This is a genomic window from Paenibacillus sp. OK003 (assembly GCF_900109515.1).
Taxonomy (GTDB): Bacteria; Bacillota; Bacilli; order Paenibacillales; family Paenibacillaceae; genus Paenibacillus; species Paenibacillus marchantiae.
This window is the reverse complement of sequence record NZ_FOBD01000008.1, coordinates 340,449-355,088: the sequence shown is the minus strand read 5'-3', so window position 1 is coordinate 355,088 and position 14,640 is coordinate 340,449. Positions and strand designations below refer to the sequence as shown.

The following is a 14,640-nucleotide window of genomic DNA, read 5'->3' as shown; positions in this document are numbered from 1 at the left end:
TTCAAGCCAAACTCAAACAGCGCGCACCGATTGAATATCGATGCGCACTGGCAGCATAGCTTTTTTTATCTGTCTACTTGACAGGGGTATGACCAGATTGCATAATGCAGTCGGTTTTTTTATGCATACAAGAAAGTTAGCAACACTTCTGCGTATCTTTTCATACTCTTACATCGTTTACCCCTTAGAGCGTTAGAGTCCGGGCAACATTCTGGATTCGTCATCATCAGACATGGAGGGGTATGGAATGAGTATGAAAGTATTGGTTCTTGGGGGCACCCGCTTTTTTGGCAAAAGGCTTGTGGAGCATTGGGCAGCCCAGGAGAACGTTGAAGTCACAGTAGCGAGCAGAGGGAATATTGCGTTTCCGTTTGATTCGCGGGTTACCCATATCATGCTAGATCGGACAAACGAAGGATCATTGCGTCATGCTGCGGAATTGGAACATTGGGATGTGGTGTATGATCACGTCTGCTACTCAGCAGAAGCGGCTCTGGCGGCTGCGAACGTCTTTGAAGGCAGAGTAAAACGTTACATCCTCACTTCAAGCTTATCTGTCTATGAGGCAGGGACACAAGGGGATGAAGGCTTTCGTGAAGAGGACTTTGACCCATCCACCTATCCTGTTCGAATTGCGGGAGATGAAGTCGTTTCTTATCAGGAAGGCAAAAGACAAGCGGAGGCTGTGTTGATACAAAAGGCAACATTTCCTGTAGCGACTGTTCGGTTCCCCATTGTTCTGGGCACAGATGATTATACGAGAAGATTGCATTTTCATATCGAGCATGTACAACAGGGGCTGCCTATCGGGTTACCTAACCCGGAAGCGGATATTGGATTCATTCACTCTTCGGAAGCGGCACGTTTCCTGGCTTGGCTGGGGGATGCGGAGATCAAAGGACCAATTAATGCGGCTTCCAGTGGAACAATATCGCTCAATGAACTGATCGGTAAAATCGAAGTTGCTGTGGGGAAAACGAGCATCATTCAATCTGAGGCGGAGAAGGAGCATTCTTCACCTTTTGGCATCACTTCGTCCTGGTACATGAATACGAAGAGAGCAGCCAAAGCCGGATTTGCATTCGACTCACTGGAAGAATGGCTTCCTCATCTGGTTCAACAGATTAGTTCAACAGAATAGTTCAAGAAGAGTAGTCGACTGTAGCGATACAGTCGGCTTTTTTGCGTTTCCCCGAAAGCTGCGCTTCAATCTTGAAATTCCGTACCAATCCCATGGTTGGCAGGATAGCCAACGATCATTAAAACTGGATATGATGACCCCAGTTATATCCAGATTGATCTGTGAAGAGGGATCATACAATGATCGGGAGAGGGAGGGATGAACGGAAATGATGGACAAGGTACAGGGTTATTTCGGAAGAAATATGAATCTGCGCACCAAGCTGCTCCTGTTGTTCCTGGGGCTGACCTTGCTGCCCTTAAGCTTGCAGGGAGTGGTGAATTACCTGCATTTCTCGCAGACGATTGATCGCAAGACGGAGCAGTTCACCATTGATATTGTCCGCCAGATTAATACCAATCTGAATCGGCTGCTCAAGGACTTCGAACGTTTGTCGCTCTTGCCGCTCTATGATCAGATGGTGCTTGGCATTCTGGGCAAATACAATGCTCCGATGGGATCGGGTACATGGGCGCGGTCCGATGATTATCTGAAAATGAAGCTCTACACGTCCGGTCAGGCGTATGACCGACCGGAAATTCGTGGCATGCATCTGATCAGCAACAGCGGCATTTTGTTCTCCAATCTGGATTCACTGGCAGTGAATCCGGTATGGGACAGCAGGCAGGATGACTGGTTTGCAGAGCTTAACGGCTCGGAAGGCGAATGGCGTCTGCTTCCTCCGCACGAGCCCAGCTATTACACGGGCAGTCATGAAGAGCCGTATATATCGGTTGCCCGTGAGATTCGTGATCCGGGGACACTCCAGCGACTGGGCTACATTCTGATCGACATCCGGCTCGAAGCCTTCGGCCAACTCTTGTCCAATTTGAATTTTGAGCAAAACGCGAGCCTGATGATTGTCGACAGCAAGCAGCGTCTCCTATTCGAACGCACCTCAGCCGGAGGTCTGTCCGCATACGACCAACTGTTAACGCATGGCCAGCTTCAAGGCTACGCAGGCAACCAGAAGGTTGTCCTTGATGGGAAGCCCTATCTCTACGTACAGCACCATTCCAGCTATTCAGGACTTTCGGTGATCAGCCTGACACCTATTGCCGTTATTCAGAAGGAATCGGGCGAGATGCTCACGTTTACGTTTGGATTCGCTGTGTTATGTATGGCGGCGGTAGCAGTTCTCGCGGTTCTCTTATCCTACCGCATAACGAGGCCGCTGATTCGACTGAAGCACAATATGATTCGGGTGGAGCAGGGAGACTTTAGCCAGCGTGTAGCGCACTTTAGCAATGATGAGTTCGGACAGATTAGCCGGGGTTTTAACCGGATGATGGAAGAGATCCATCGACTGTTCAACGAGGTATTTCTGTTGGGCATTCAAGAGCGAGAGGCGGAGTTGTCAGCATTGCAGAGCCAGATCAATCCCCATTTTATATACAACACATTAGAGTCCATCAACATGATGGCGGTCCGCCAGAAGCACGCTGAGGTGTCTGATATGGTGACGGCACTTGGTAAGCTGCTGCGTTATACGATTGATAAGGTAGATCGGAGGGTTCCACTTCAGGAAGAATTGGCTTTTGTGCAGTCCTATGTACGCATTCAACAAGTACGTTATGACGGCAAGCTGGAGGTAATCTATGACATCGATGAAGCTGTTACAGATTGTCTGATTCCCAAGCTGGTATTGCAACCGCTGGTGGAGAACGCGGTCTACCATGGCATTGAAGGGCAGGCGGATGGCGGGATGATCTGGGTATCTGCATTGAAATTTGATGATGAGCTGCTGATTATTGTACGTGACAATGGCAAAGGCATGGCTCAGGCGGAGATTGATGAATTAAATGAATCCATTGCTCGGCAGCCCTCCAATGAGGCATTGAGATGTCATGCGGGAGACAGGCTGGGACTTAACAATATCGCCCAAAGGCTCCGACTCATGTATGGAGAAGGCGGCAGCCTGAGCGTCGATGGCAGTCCCGGGCAGGGCCTGGCGGTGACAGTATCCATTCAACTTCAACCGAAAGGGGAATGAAGCGCATGTATAAAGTATTGCTTGTGGAGGATGAGACGGTCATCCGTCAGGGACTGAGAGAGCTGATTGTACAGGCGGCTCCTCAGTTCGAGGTAACAGGTGAAGCTTCGAGCGGAGTGGAGGCACTGGATTTTCTGAGATGTGAAGTACCGGATGTGTTGATCACGGATATTCGCATGCGTGGAATGGACGGGCTGACACTGGTATCCAAAGCAAGAGATATGTACCCTGAACTGCTGATGATCATCATAAGCGGGTACGGGGAGTTTGAATATGCACGCAGGGCGATGGAGTACGGGGTGTTGAATTATCTGCTGAAGCCGATTGAACGTCATGAACTGGCGTTATGCATCCAAAAAATTCAGTTGCTGCTGGATCGCAGGTACGGCATTTCAACCCTTCCAGTCACGGAGCCATCTGGGAAAGCAGAGCACTCCGGCGGAGATACGCGGAAGATTATACGAGATGTGAAGGAGCATATCAAGCAGCATCCCGATGGGGATCTGCGACTTCAGACCATAGCAGCTCTGGTTCATCTGAACCCCACCTATCTAAGCCAACTGTTCAAGAACGAAACAGGAACCAATTACTCCGAATACATCGCTGAGGCTCGTATGGAACGGGCCAAGTGGCTGCTGGTTAACACAGGGCTCAAAATCTATGATGTTGCAAGGTTATCCGGGCATCAGAGTCCCAAGCACTTCATGCTGGTATTCAAGCAGCAGGTGGGATCGACAGCAGGGGAATATCGTGACCGATTCAGTAGTTCTTGAAAAACCATACCATTTCTGTAATTGACGTGATTTATGAGCGGCCGATACCTTCGTTATACTTTGGTTGCACATGTATACCACTAAGTCCATAAGGGGGATTTTCATGAAAAAAGCAGGACTGATATTGATACTCTTACTCATGATGATTGCTTCAATCGGGTGCACAAGCTCCAATTCCGGAAGTGATCCGGGGCAAGCAGCCGGGGAGAATGGAGAGGTTGAGCTGAAATTCATGATGTGGGGCAATCAGGCACATGTGGATGTATACAACAAGCTGATCAATGGCTTCACGCAGGAAAATCCAGGCATCAAGGTGACGATGGAATCCGTTCCTTTCGCGGAATATCAGCAAAAAATTTCGGTGCTTGCCGCTGGCGGCTCTCTCCCGGATATCGCCTGGGTATCAGAGCGGATGGTGCCACAATTCAAATCCAATCACATCCTGGCCGATGTATCCGAGTTCAAGGATGATGCCCAGTTCAAGCTGGATGATTATATACCAAGCACATTGGATTTGTTCCGTGATGGCGATCAGCTGCTGGGGCTTCCTTTTTCTACACCTCCAGTGGTCATGTTCTACAATAAAACGCTGTTCGACAAGGCCGGCCTGACCGACCCGAATACACTTGCCAGCCAAGGGCAATGGACATGGGAACAGTTCGAGAAGTCCGCCAAGGCGATTACCAGCAAGGAGGCGACCGACCGGATCTATGGCGCCAACTTTTTTCGCGATTGGAAGACATGGGCTGTGCTCTCCTCATATTCCTGGTCCAATGGCAGCGGCCCGTTCGACGAAGGCATGACGAAGTTCACCTGGAACGATGCTTATGGTGTGCAGACTTTTGAACTGCTGGAGCGCATGATGTTCACCGATGAATCGCATCCAAAAGCAGGCGAGCAGGTCAGCTTCGATGCTGGCAATGTGGGCATGTTCTTCGATAACTACAGCTATGTGTCCAAGGCAAGAGAGATTACGGATTTTGAATGGAGTATCGCTCCTATGCCTTCCGGCTCACAGGGCAGCGTACCGATGCTGGGGCAGGCTGGATATGCCATGTTCAACGACAGCAAACATCCGGAGGAAACCAAGAAGCTGTTGAAGTATTTTGCCAGTGAGCAGGGTATTCAGGCGACGGCCACCTACTTTGTGCCTCCGCGTACCTCTGTGCTGAACTCCGATGCGTTCATTAATCAGCCGAATAATCCGAGCAAGGAGCATATTGTGCAGGCGGTGATTAATGAAATGCCAAAAGCGCGCTTGATTCCCGGTCATATCCGTTGGCAGGATATCGACAATGCGGTGTTGCAGGGATTTGATCGATTGTTCGCTCGTTCAGCGACACCCGAGGATAATCTGAAGCAAATGCAGGAAGAGATCCAAAGCGTACTGCAACAATAAATCATTTTATAGAAACAGGAGGTGAGCATAATGGGCAAATTCAAGGAATTGCTTGATCGGAAATCGCTGTCACTTGTGGTCAGCCTCCCCGAGAACGATCTATCTTTGGCCCGGGCAGCAATTGAAGAGGGCGCTGATGCACTGAAGGTGCATTATAATGTCGGTCATCGCGCCAGCGGGAATCACTTTGGTCCACTGGATAATTATGCCGAAGTTTTTCAGGCGATTCGTAGCGAGTTTGGCGGCCCGCTTGGGGTCGTACCATCCGGCAGTATAGATGGAGCAAGGCGAGAGGATGTGGAGAGGCTTTCCGGGCTGGGTTTTGACTTCTATTCGATCTATGCACATCACTTGCCTTTCTTCATGCTGGATGATCTGGGGTTGGACCCTACGTTTGCAATCAATGACGAATATGAACCTTCTCTCATCACGTCGGCGGCTCATTACGGCTTCACCGCCCTGGAGGCATCCATTGTGCCTGGGAATGAATATGGTACACCGCTAAGCTTTGCGGACGTGCTCAAGTACCGCCGTCTGGTCTTGCAGGCGCAAATTCCGGTATTGGTTCCTTCCCAGCGTAAGCTGGTGCCGGAGGATGTTCGGGTGCTGCACGATACCGGAGTCAAGGCGATCATGCTTGGAGCGGTCGTAACAGGCAGAGCAGAGGAGCATCTGCGAAGGGCTGTTAACGCCTTCCATAATGCGGTGGACACTCTGAACCGTTCAGACTAGAGGGAAGAAATTTGATAAAGGGGAGGGCCTGACTGTGACCCATTCACGCAAGCGTACAGGAAGAGGTCCGCTCGCCAGAGAGGCCCAGATCGCGGGATGGCTGTTTGTATCGCCAATGGTGCTCGGGTTTACCCTGCTGCTGCTGTTTCCCATGGGTCTCGCGCTATACATGAGCCTGACCGACTGGCCGCTGCTGGGGGATCATCATTTTATTGGACTGGAGAATTACCGGAATGTGATGACAGACGCCATGTTCTGGAAGGTGCTTGCCAATACGGTCTATTTCACTGCGGGGCTTGTGCCGCTTAATATTGTGCTTGCTTTGCTGCTCGCATTGCTGCTATCCAGAAGTTTGCGCGGCATCGGAATTTTTCGAACAGCCATCTTCGTTCCGGTCATGACCTCGCTGATTGTATGGTCCATCGTGTGGAAGCTGATGTATGCGACAGAGTCGGGACTGATCAATCAGCTTCTGTTAATGATAGGCATCAAGGGTCCGGCCTGGCTCTACAATCAGGATCTGGCGATGCCTGCGGTTATTATGACGAGTGTACTGAAAAATGTGGGTCTGAATATGGTGCTGTTCATTGCAGCCATTCAGCAGGTGCCGCGTTCACTTTACGAAGCGGCAACACTGGACGGCGCGGGCAGAAGGGGAACCTTCTTTCACGTCACGTTACCCATGATTACGCCAACGGTGTTTCTAACCATGGTCATGACCGTGATTGGCTCGCTCAAGGTGTTTGGACAGATCTACGTCATGACACAGGGAGGGCCGAGCAACAGCACGAAGGTATTGGTCTATTATATCTGGGAAAAAGCATTCAAATTATTTCAGTTCGGCTACGCCTCTTCGCTTGCCTATGTGCTGTTTTTTATCGTGCTAATTCTGACGCTGCTGCAATGGCAGCTTCGAAAGAGGTGGGTGTTCAATGAAGGCGATGCCTAATCCTTCGGTTCGTAAGACATGGAGTGCCCTTGGGACGTATTTGTTGCTGACACTGATCTCGCTGATCATGATAGTTCCATTTATCTGGATGATATCGACGTCATTCAAGGAGCCCCAGAGCATATTCACCTATCCACCACAGTGGATACCGGATACCTTCCGATTTCAGAACTACATCGATGTCTTTCGATTGATTCCGTTTCATCGATTTTATTTTAACAGTGTATATATTGCTGCTGTGGTTGTGCTGGGTACGGTGTTCTTTGCATCTCTCGCCGGGTATGCATTTGCCAAAATTCCGTTCAAGGGACGTAATGTGGTATTTCTTATCCTGCTGAGTGCGATGATGATTCCCCATGAGGTGACGGCAATCCCGATGTTTCTGTTCATGCGGCAGCTGGGGTGGATTGATACACATCTTCCGCTGATTTTACTGCCGATCTTTGGGGCGGGCGGTGTGTTTGGCATCTTTGTGATGCGGCAGTTCTTCATTACGGTACCCACCGAGTTGGAGGAAGCGGCGATGATTGACGGCTGCAACCGCTTCCGGATCTATGCGCGAATTATGCTCCCGATTGCCAAGCCCGGTATGGCTACGCTGACGATCTTTACTTTTGTGACGATCTGGAATGAGTTTTTCGATCCGTTGATTTTCATTAACTCGCGAGAACTGATGACGCTGCCGCTTGGGTTATCCCTGTTCACGGATGAAGTGGGTACAGCCTGGCAATATCTGATGAGTGCCACCGTCATGGCGACCCTGCCACTGCTGATTGTCTTTTTTCTGGCACAACGGCGCTTCATTGAGGGAGTTGCCATGACAGGACTGAAAGAGTAGTCCATGCAATAGAACGGAAGGAGTGATAATTTGAGTGAACGGATAAGTATGAGGTTGAAAAAGGAAGAAGCGGATGTGGTTATTGTGGGAGGAGGTCCGGCGGGAATAGCAGCAGCCATTGCTGCTGGACGACAAGGTATTCGAACAGTGCTGGTGGAGCGGTACGGGTTCGTTGGTGGAATGTCGACTGCCGCCATGGTCTACCCTTGGATGACCTTCCATACGGAGAGTGGTGAACAGGTGATTCGGGGTATCGCCCAGGAAATCGTTGACCGACTGCAGGCGCGCGGCGGCTCTCCGGGGCATCTTCGTGATACGGTTGGATTTGTGCATACCGTTACGCCCTACCATCCTGCGATCTATCAGGTGGTTGCGGCGGAGATGCTGCAGGAGGCGGGTGTCCGGTTGTTATTGCACAGCTTCGTGGATGAAGTAGTTATGGTGGATGATCGGGTAGAAGCGGTACGCCTGACGAACAAGTCTGGTCGAATGGAGCTCCAAGCGAACGTATTCGTGGATGCCAGCGGTGATGCGGATGCGGCGTATCTTGCGGGCGCTTCTGTTGCAAAGGGGCGAGATGGAGATCACCAGTCACAGCCGATGACCATGAAATTCCGAATGCGTGGTGTGGACCTTGGACGAGTGAAGCAATACATGCAGGAGCACCCGGAGGATTTCTATGCCAAAACCCCTTTCTCCGAACTGGACAGTATTCCGTTAACCGGGGTGAGCGGCTTCTATTCCCAATGGAAAAAAGCAGGTGTACCGATTAATCGTGATCAGGTATTGTTTTTTACCGGACCGGCTGAAGATGAAGTATTGATTAACTGCACCCGGGTGCAGGGGCTAGATGCTACAGATGCAGAGGATCTGACCTCTGCTGAACAGGAAGGCAGGAAACAGGTGCTGATGATCGCTGAGTTTCTGCAGCGTGACGTGCCTGGATTCGAGCGGGCTTCCATCTCAGCGGTAGCACCGCAGATCGGTATTCGTGAATCCAGGCGAATCATCGGGCATTATGCGTTGACCAAGGACGATGTGGTTGCAGGGCGAAAGTTTGACGATGTAATCGCCAGAAGTGGCTATCCGATTGATATTCATGATCCCTCCGGTCAAGGCGTCGTAGCGGCTTTTATAGAAGGAGACGGAGCATACGATATTCCTTACCGCTCTCTGATTTCTCGCAATATTCGCAATCTGCTGGCGGCAGGACGCTGCATCTCCACCACACATGAGGCCCACGCAACGACAAGGCTGACTCCAAGCTGCATGGCTACGGGGCAGGCGGCGGGAACAGCAGCAGCTTTAGCTGTTCAGATGAAGCTAGATCCGTTGGAGCTACCGGTAGCGGTGCTGCAAAAGGAACTGCGCCGTAACGGTGCAGCGATTTGAGGAATGATTCCTGTGCGAGCAGACTATTATGAAATCCAAAGAAGACTCCAAAACCACTGTTGAAGTGGAGCTGGAGTCTTTGGGTTGTAATGGAAGCATCAATCATCGGATCATCAAGTCATTCGTGCTTCAAGCCGCCGGGCCACAATGGACAACGTGTAGTTGATGACGAAGTACAATACGGCTGCGAGCAGCAGGGCAGGGATGACGTAATCGAAGCTCTGCCCACCGAGGATCTGCACATTGTGCATCAGCTCCGGCAGGGAGATGATGATCGCCAGTGAAGTATCTTTCAGCAAGGAGATGAACTGGCTCACCATCGGTGGCGACATGCGCCGCAAAGCCTGGGGCATAATGATGCCGCCAAGTGTCTGCATGTAGCTCAGTCCCGAGGAGCGGGCGGCTTCCACCTGACCACGTTCAATCGATTTGAGTCCGCTGCGGACAATCTCTGCGATCATGGCGCCTTCGAACAGACTCAGTCCAACGACCGTGGACCAGAAGACGGACATTTTGATCCCGAGCTGGGGAAGTACGATATGAATGAAGAAAATGATCAGCAGCAGCGGCAGATTCCGGATTGTATCCACGATGACGGCCACAATCTGTGACAGGACGGGAATTCGGGTGTATCGAACGGTACCGAGCACCGTACCGAGTACAAAGCTGAATACAATCGACAACCCTGCCACTTGCAGGGTGATCAGGAATCCGTGCAGCAGGAAACGAAGGTTGGGCCAGGCGTAGGCCCCGCTAAAGTCCATGGATCATCGGCCTCCTTCTGTGTGCGGACAGATAAATAAATTAGAAAAATGAGTTGCATAGCATAATAGAGTTGCACCTTAAACGGGTGTGCTAAACACAGAGAGAATATTGTTCGTATTTTACATGGTGACCTGACCCGTTGGTTTATTCTTTTTTGGTTTGCCTTTGGCACGGCTGGCGTCAGCATCACTTTGTCCGAATCGGCGCTCCATATAATGAACCAGGAAGCTGAGCGGTAAGGTCAACACCAGGTAGAACAGTGCAACAATGGTGTAGACGCTGAGCGGCAGGAACGTATCCGAGTTGATCAGATCGGCAAAATACATCAGATCCATGCCAGCCACGACCGCAAGGATGGATGAGTTTTTGACCAGATTGATAAACTGGTTGCCAAGGGACGGCAATACAATCTTGATCGCTTGTGGCAAAATGATCAGGTTCATGGCCTGTACGTAGGACAGACCGGAAGATCTCGCCGCCTCTAACTGCCCGCGAGGGACTGTCTGAATACCCGCTCGAATCGCTTCGGCAATGAAAGCAGCCGTATAGATAGTCAGACCGAGTGTACCCGAGATGAATCCATCCAGTGAAATGCCGAGTGCCGGCAATCCGAGATAGAAGAAAAACACGACAAGCAGCAGCGGGATGTTACGGATAAACTCCACAAAGGCCGTGCCGATCCAGTTGAGCGGTTTGATGGGGGATATTCGAAAGATAGCCATGATTGCACCCAGAATAAAGCTACCAATTAAGGCCATGATGCTCACCTGAATGGTATTGAGGAACCCTTCCAGGAATCGATCTGAGTGTTTGATCAGTACGCTGAAGTCCAATTTGCCCATGTAGGCGAAGCCTCCGTTCTCCAGATGTAGAAGCGGCGATTGCCTCTGCTCATGCATTGCATATCACAGGCGAAGTCGCCGCTTAACCATCATTAATCGGGGTTACTCGGGCTTGCTGCCCAGCCATTTCTCGTGCAACGTATCATATTCTCCGCTGTCCTTCATGCTTTTGAGCAGGCTGTTTACTTCTTCGACGAAGGCAGTGTCGCCTTTGCGAATCGCCATGCCGTAAGGTTCGCTCGTGAAATTGCCACCAACCAGCTTGAAGTTGTTATCGGTCTGCTGCATGCCGATCAGGATAATGTTATCAGTCGTCAATGCTTCGCCTTTACCCGCTTTGAGGGCTGTGAAGGCATCCTGATAATTGTCGTATTCGAGCACCTCGGCATCCGGGGCTTTTTCCCGAATATTTTGCGCAGAAGTCGAGCCTTTGACGGCAAGTACCTTCACACCGTCGAGACTTTCGAGACCGGTAATGGCGCTGTCGTTTTTCACAAGCAGGGACTGCCCTGCTTCAAAATAGACATCACTGAAATCCACTTGTTCCTTACGTTCATCCGTAATCGTCATCGTGGCGATGATGATATCAATGTCACCATTTTGCAGCATCGGAATGCGCGTTTTGGACGTTACTTCCTTCAGTTCTATCTTCGTTTCGTCTCCAAGAATCTGTTTGGCAAGTGCTTTGGCGATATCAATATCAAATCCTTCGACTTCGCCGCTTGCGGGGTCCTTCAAACCGAACAATTTGGTATCGTATTTCACGCCGGCAATGAGCTTGCCGCGCTCTTTAATCTGTTCAATGGTGCCTTTGGCTTCGGTACTCCCACTAGAACCGCCGCTGCTGCTTTCCTCTCCAGTGCTACAACCGGACAATACAAGGGATAGAATCAAAACAAGCATAAACGACGGCCACTTTAATACATTTTTCATTTGGTAAAGACCCCTTTCAAAATGGATTATTCTCAGTGGTGAATCAGACGACTCAGAAATTGCTTGGCCCGTTCTTCTCTCGGGTTGTCGAAAAATTCAGCGGCGGAGGCTTCTTCCACAATTCGGCCTTCATCCATAAAGATGACTCGGTCTGCGACCTCGCGGGCGAATCCCATCTCATGTGTAACAACGACCATTGTCATCCCGTTATGTGCAAGAGACCGCATGACATCCAGAACTTCCCCGATCATTTCGGGATCTAGTGCAGAAGTGGGTTCGTCAAAAAGCATGATTTTGGGCTCCATGGCAAGACCTCTTGCAATGGCTACCCGCTGCTGTTGTCCACCTGACAACTGGGAAGGATAACTGTCTGCCTTGTCGGCAATGCCAACCCGGGTCAAATACTTCATCGCCGTAGAGGCTGCCTGTGCTTTGGGCTGTTTACGCACCTTCATGGGTGCAAGGGTAATGTTATCGATGACTTTTTTGTGAGGGTAGAGATTGAAGTGTTGAAATACCATGCCGATGTCACGGCGGAAGAGGTTGATGTCCACCTTTTTCTGATGTAAAGGGACACCACTGACGATAAGTTCACCTTCGGTAATCGTCTCCAGACGATTGATGCAGCGGAGCAATGTACTTTTGCCTGAGCCGGAAGGGCCGATAATGACAACGACTTCTCCTTCTTCAATGTGAAGATGAATATCTTTGAGGACATGAAAATGGGCAAAATGCTTCTGAACACCCCTAAATTCAATCAAGAGACCCCATCCTTTCTGCAGCATCTGTGTGTAAAAGGGATATTAAGGAATAAATTGAAACTAGTTATTTAATCATACATACTCATCCTGCTAAAGGCAATTGGTTTGTGATAAAACATGACATAAGTAATGGGTTTTATAGGGCTATAGCCAGTAATTATGTTATATATTTGTTATATTGCTAGCCTCTTTGTGACGAATCCTGACAGAAAAATGAATCCATTCTCCTAGTTGTTTTACAACCATTGGAATAGATGTATAGAGTATACTGGAAGGGATGTTTACTTTATGACTCTGATCATAAAAACAAATAACATCAAATTCTGAATCGTACATGGCAAAAAAGCTCAACCTTATGCCCTATGGCATTGATATGATGGAGCGAGAATGCGCTTTCCAGTAAGTAATGCAATATTAAAAACAGTCCGATCCAATTATAGGTAGAGAGGATGTTCTGAACGATGAATACATATTACTCCCCACTGGGTACAGGAGAAGGTGTTGAATCCCATACGAAAGCTTATGAAGTGAGTTTACCTGTCATCCCTGCACGGGATTTTCAGATTACGGATTATGGTGCGGTAGGGGATGGCTTGACCGATAATACCGAGATGTTCCGGCTGGCTATAGCAGCTTGTGCAGAAGCGGGCGGTGGCCGAATTGTCATTCCGGCGGGTGTTTGGTTAACGGGTCCGATTGTTCTCCGCAGTCGAATTGAGCTTCATGTTCAGGCGGGTGCTCTGGTTACGTTCAGCCGTAATTTCGATCAATATCCCCTGATTGCGTCCAGCTTCGAAGGTTGGCAGGCGGTGCGGTGTCAGTCGCCTATTGATGGTGAGCAGCTGGAGGATATTGCGATCACGGGTGAGGGGATTTGGGATGGCGGTGGAGAGGCATGGCGTCCGGTGAAACGATCCAAGATGACGGCCTCGCAGTGGAATCGACTGGTTTCTTCGGGCGGTGTGGTGGAGCAGGTTGGCGGAGACGAAGCCATCTGGTGGCCCTCGACTTCTGCCCTTGAAGGCGGTGCGATTGCGAACCGTCTGCATCTGGAGCAAGTGCGTGACGTGGCTGCTTATGAGGAAGTCAGAGACTTTTTGCGTCCCAACATGGTCAGCTTGCGCCAATGTATACGAGTGCTTTTGGACGGCCCGACGTTCCAGAATTCGCCGGCATGGAACCTGCACCCCTGGGCATCCGAGCATGTCACGATTCGTAACGTGAGTGTGCGAAATCCATGGTTTTCCCAGAATGGTGATGGGCTGGACATCGAATCCTGCCGTCATGTCGTTGTGGAGCAGAGTGTATTCGATGTTGGTGATGATGCGATCTGCCTGAAATCCGGCAAGGATGCAGAAGGTCGTGAGCTCGGTTTGCCCTCGGAATATATTACGATCCGCAATTGCACCGTGTATCACGGTCATGGCGGTTTTGTCATTGGCAGTGAAATGTCCGGTGGCGTGCGGCATGTCCGGGTCTCGGACTGTACGTTTATTGGAACGGATATTGGGCTTCGCTTCAAAAGCGCTCGTGGGCGCGGCGGGGTCGTTGAGGATATTCAGGTGGAGCGCATTTATATGAAAGATATCATTATGGAAGCTATTTCGTTTTCCTTTTTCTATGCCAATCAGGAGGGTTCCGCTCGTGGTAGCGACTTGACTCAGGAGGTCAGTGAGGAGACTCCGGTATTCCGGGATATTCGGATATCGGATGTGGTCTGTGCAGGAGCGGAAACCGCGTTATTGGTGAGTGGACTGCCGGAAATGCCTCTGGACGGTCTGGTCATTCAGGGATATACGGTGACGGCTCGAAACGGGGTGCAATGCGCTCATGCGAAGCACCTGCGAATCGCCGAAATGAACGCACATATTACCGAAGGATCGTTAATTCATTTGCATCAGTGTAAGGGTGCGGAGCTGGAAGCGATTGAGGGTGTGGGCGCGGATGGTCGGCTTCTGATGGTGACAGGACATGAATCGGCAGGGATCGTATGTCGGGAAAGTGATGCAGATACAGAGGGACGCCAAATCTCCGTTGGTCCTGAAGTAAGAAGTGGCGTAATTATCCGCAGGTAAAAAGGGTT

Annotated in this window: 13 protein-coding genes; 9 read left to right on the top strand and 4 right to left on the bottom strand. The window is 50.3% G+C overall.

The genetic code is table 11. From position 1 onward, the window contains the following. Window positions 1-247 precede the first annotated feature (247 nt). The 8 genes from BMW94_RS15200 to BMW94_RS15165 all read left to right on the top strand — a co-directional run bounded on the left by BMW94_RS15200 (window position 248) and on the right by BMW94_RS15165 (window position 9,256). Complete coding sequence (locus tag BMW94_RS15200) at window positions 248-1,141, top strand: NAD-dependent epimerase/dehydratase family protein (protein ID WP_254790242.1); 894 nt, start codon at window positions 248-250, stop codon at window positions 1,139-1,141. A 208-nt stretch (window positions 1,142-1,349) separates the two neighbouring features. After that, a complete protein-coding gene (locus BMW94_RS15195) occupies window positions 1,350-3,173 on the top strand; it encodes a cache domain-containing sensor histidine kinase (RefSeq protein WP_090999598.1) in 1,824 nt (607 codons plus the stop codon). A 5-nt stretch (window positions 3,174-3,178) separates the two neighbouring features. Continuing rightward, on the top strand, window positions 3,179-3,946 hold the full coding sequence (locus tag BMW94_RS15190) for a response regulator transcription factor (RefSeq protein WP_090999595.1): 768 nt from the start codon (window positions 3,179-3,181) through the stop codon (window positions 3,944-3,946). A gap of 103 nt (window positions 3,947-4,049) precedes the next feature. After that, the gene (locus tag BMW94_RS15185) at window positions 4,050-5,345 is read left to right on the top strand and encodes an ABC transporter substrate-binding protein (protein WP_090999593.1); all 1,296 of its coding nucleotides are present in this window, start codon (window positions 4,050-4,052) and stop codon (window positions 5,343-5,345) included. Between the two features lie 30 nt (window positions 5,346-5,375). Then, window positions 5,376-6,077 carry a beta/alpha barrel domain-containing protein gene (locus BMW94_RS15180; RefSeq protein ID WP_090999591.1) on the top strand — a complete coding sequence of 234 codons (702 nt, stop codon included), beginning with the start codon at window positions 5,376-5,378 and terminating at the stop codon, window positions 6,075-6,077. 34 nt (window positions 6,078-6,111) lie between these two features. Continuing rightward, the gene (locus tag BMW94_RS15175) at window positions 6,112-7,026 is read left to right on the top strand and encodes a carbohydrate ABC transporter permease (protein WP_090999588.1); all 915 of its coding nucleotides are present in this window, start codon (window positions 6,112-6,114) and stop codon (window positions 7,024-7,026) included. Next, window positions 7,010-7,864: a carbohydrate ABC transporter permease gene (locus BMW94_RS15170; RefSeq protein WP_063566274.1), complete on the top strand. Its 855-nt coding sequence runs from the start codon at window positions 7,010-7,012 to the stop codon at window positions 7,862-7,864. The genes BMW94_RS15175 and BMW94_RS15170 overlap by 17 nt, the downstream gene beginning before the upstream one ends. 48 nt (window positions 7,865-7,912) lie before the next feature. Next, window positions 7,913-9,256 (top strand): FAD-dependent oxidoreductase, encoded by a 1,344-nt coding sequence (locus BMW94_RS15165; RefSeq protein ID WP_090999631.1) that lies wholly within the window; start codon window positions 7,913-7,915, stop codon window positions 9,254-9,256. A gap of 113 nt (window positions 9,257-9,369) precedes the next feature. On the opposite strand, the gene BMW94_RS15160 is transcribed toward BMW94_RS15165, so the two are convergent. The 4 genes from BMW94_RS15160 to BMW94_RS15145 all read right to left on the bottom strand — a co-directional run bounded on the left by BMW94_RS15160 (window position 9,370) and on the right by BMW94_RS15145 (window position 12,581). After that, window positions 9,370-10,020, bottom strand: a complete 651-nt coding sequence (locus BMW94_RS15160; protein WP_063566273.1) for an amino acid ABC transporter permease — start codon at window positions 10,018-10,020, stop codon at window positions 9,370-9,372. A 120-nt stretch (window positions 10,021-10,140) separates the two neighbouring features. Beyond that, window positions 10,141-10,863: an amino acid ABC transporter permease gene (locus BMW94_RS15155; protein WP_064642730.1), complete on the bottom strand. Its 723-nt coding sequence runs from the start codon at window positions 10,861-10,863 to the stop codon at window positions 10,141-10,143. Between the two features lie 102 nt (window positions 10,864-10,965). Then, window positions 10,966-11,796, bottom strand: a complete 831-nt coding sequence (locus tag BMW94_RS15150) for a transporter substrate-binding domain-containing protein (RefSeq protein ID WP_090999585.1) — start codon at window positions 11,794-11,796, stop codon at window positions 10,966-10,968. A gap of 32 nt (window positions 11,797-11,828) precedes the next feature. Continuing rightward, window positions 11,829-12,581, bottom strand: a complete 753-nt coding sequence (locus BMW94_RS15145; protein ID WP_090999583.1) for an amino acid ABC transporter ATP-binding protein — start codon at window positions 12,579-12,581, stop codon at window positions 11,829-11,831. 437 nt (window positions 12,582-13,018) lie between these two features. Between BMW94_RS15145 and BMW94_RS15140 the strand changes: the two genes are divergently transcribed. Next, window positions 13,019-14,632, top strand: coding sequence for a glycoside hydrolase family 28 protein (locus BMW94_RS15140; RefSeq protein ID WP_090999581.1), 1,614 nt, complete (start codon window positions 13,019-13,021; stop codon window positions 14,630-14,632). Window positions 14,633-14,640 lie beyond the last annotated feature (8 nt).